Source organism: Desulfosporosinus nitroreducens (assembly GCF_023897015.1).
Lineage (GTDB): Bacteria > Bacillota > Desulfitobacteriia > Desulfitobacteriales > Desulfitobacteriaceae > Desulfosporosinus > Desulfosporosinus nitroreducens.
On sequence record NZ_JAMHFY010000076.1, the window covers coordinates 1 to 1,852 of the forward strand.

The 1,852-nt window shown below is 38.8% G+C and carries 3 protein-coding genes; 2 read left to right on the top strand and 1 reads right to left on the bottom strand.

The window, feature by feature from the left end:
• Positions 1-228: 228 nt before the first annotated feature.
• Complete coding sequence (locus tag M8E35_RS26160; RefSeq protein ID WP_252473902.1) at positions 229-432, top strand: hypothetical protein; 204 nt, start codon at positions 229-231, stop codon at positions 430-432.
• Between the two features lie 10 nt (positions 433-442).
• Complete coding sequence (locus M8E35_RS26165; protein ID WP_252473903.1) at positions 443-808, top strand: hypothetical protein; 366 nt, start codon at positions 443-445, stop codon at positions 806-808.
• A gap of 266 nt (positions 809-1,074) precedes the next feature.
• Here M8E35_RS26165 and M8E35_RS26170 read toward each other — a convergent pair whose 3' ends face one another.
• Positions 1,075-1,728 (bottom strand): DJ-1/PfpI family protein, encoded by a 654-nt coding sequence (locus tag M8E35_RS26170; RefSeq protein WP_373887494.1) that lies wholly within the window; start codon positions 1,726-1,728, stop codon positions 1,075-1,077.
• Positions 1,729-1,852 lie beyond the last annotated feature (124 nt).

Below are 1,852 nucleotides of genomic sequence, written 5' to 3' on the forward strand. Positions count from 1 at the left end.
ATTGCTTACCTTTAAGCTATTGATGTTGATCAATGGCTTTTTCTCTTTTAAGGAACCTCATAAATCTCTAGAAGTTACCCGAAGTGTCCTGCTTGTGAGAAAAACATGCAATAAAATTAGGTACTTATGCTAATAATTTACATTATTCTACAACCATGTGACTATCCCCTTCTAAGTTGGCAAAACTAGCCATATAGTATTGAAACAGTATTTGGAAGGTGATATGATATGGACAAAGAGGAAGAGAATTTGTCAAACGAGGAGGACGAGAACATGAACGGTGCTGTAAAAGACCAGGGATATAGAAAAACATCACTGTCATCACAAAAACTAAAGGAAATCTCTGTTCGCCCAGTGACAATTAAAGATGGGAAATTTCTGTTCGATAGAAAGAATAAAGACCACAGGTATATTGTAAACGAGGGAGAATAAGAGGTTTCAAATGCATTGGTTTAGTTTAGGCGATGTTTTTTATTTTGATGTTGGGTTCGACGATATACCAGAGGAATCCAAGAGAAGACCCGCCATAATTATGATTCAAGAAGGTGAAGACCTTTTCATCTTAGTATCTACTACAAGTGTCCCTCCGAATGATCCTCCCAAATATTTCGATCAATTCAAAATACCCATTTTTAATTGGCGAAGATCAGGGTTTTCAAAACCTTCATGGGGTCTTGGTTTTAAATTAATACACGTTACGAGACAAGAACTTATGGGTTCGGTTAAGAAAGAGGATATTCTTGGGAAAATGCACGTAACGGATTTTGATATCTTGTTGAGTGAAATCGAACATATTCACGATAATTAGTAAGATCCCCTGCACAGAGGGGGTCTTTTCTTATTCCCAAAAACAAATCATGCAAAACAAAACATTCATATGCACATTATATTCTGCTTTAGCACCTACTTTCAAAAAGACTACTTTAGCAACCTCCCAAGTAAATGAAGCAGGATTAGAATGCGTGGGTAAGGACATTTCGGGTAACGTTCTGGGTGTTCCCGTAGCGTCATACTACGTTCATATTTACTAGTTACGGGAACACCTTGTTAGACGTAGCCGCCCGTTTCCTGAAACTAAAAACTAATATCATACTCCATTCTCTTTGCAGTTGTACGAGCAATCTCTTCTCCTAAGAGTTTTACAATCAGAAAAAAGGACATATTAATTCCGGCTGAGATTCCGCCAGATGTAATTATTGAACCCTCGTCAACGTACTTAACGCCTCGTTTCACTACAATCTTTTCGAATTCCCTCTCTAACCTATCAATATCCATCCAGTGAGTTGTGGCACTCTTACCATCTAACAAACCCGCTTTTGCTAGCAAAAATGCACCAGTGCATACAGAGGTCATTATTGTAACCTTATTCATTTGGTCTTTTATCCAACTAACAACCGCATCATTATAAATTTCAATCTCTTCCGCACCGTATCCGCCAGGGATAATCAAGATGTCGAAGTTAGTATTATCCGCAAAGCTATAATCTGGTACAACTTGAAGTCCATTACGTGCTCTGACTGTTTCTTTAGTTTGAGCAACTGTTTTAACGTCAAATGGTTTAACGTTGGATTCTGGGTAAGTGGCAATGGACAAAACCTCGAATGGTCCTGCAAAGTCTAATACCTCAACCTCATTAAAAAGTAATATTCCTATCTTCCATAGTCGCATCGCTTTTCTCCTTCTATTAAAAACTGCATGCAAGGCGGTTTCGTCTAACGTTCTGGGCATTCACGACGCGTCCCAACCACATCCATCATCCTCTAGTGTCGTGAATGCCGTGTTGTACTAAACCGCTGCGCGGTGGCTTCTTTTAGCTCCAATTCTATATCCATGATATCATCTTTACTGGATA

What these genes read in the sequence shown, in the direction of transcription:
- M8E35_RS26160 (WP_252473902.1), top strand. Translation starts at nt 229, where the DNA reads ATGGACAAAGAGGAAGAGAATTTGTCAAACGAGGAGGACGAGAACATG.
- M8E35_RS26165 (WP_252473903.1), top strand. Translation starts at nt 443, where the DNA reads ATGCATTGGTTTAGTTTAGGCGATGTTTTTTATTTTGATGTTGGGTTC.
- M8E35_RS26170 (WP_373887494.1), bottom strand. Translation starts at nt 1,728, where the DNA reads ATGCCCAGAACGTTAGACGAAACCGCCTTGCATGCAGTTTTTAATAGA.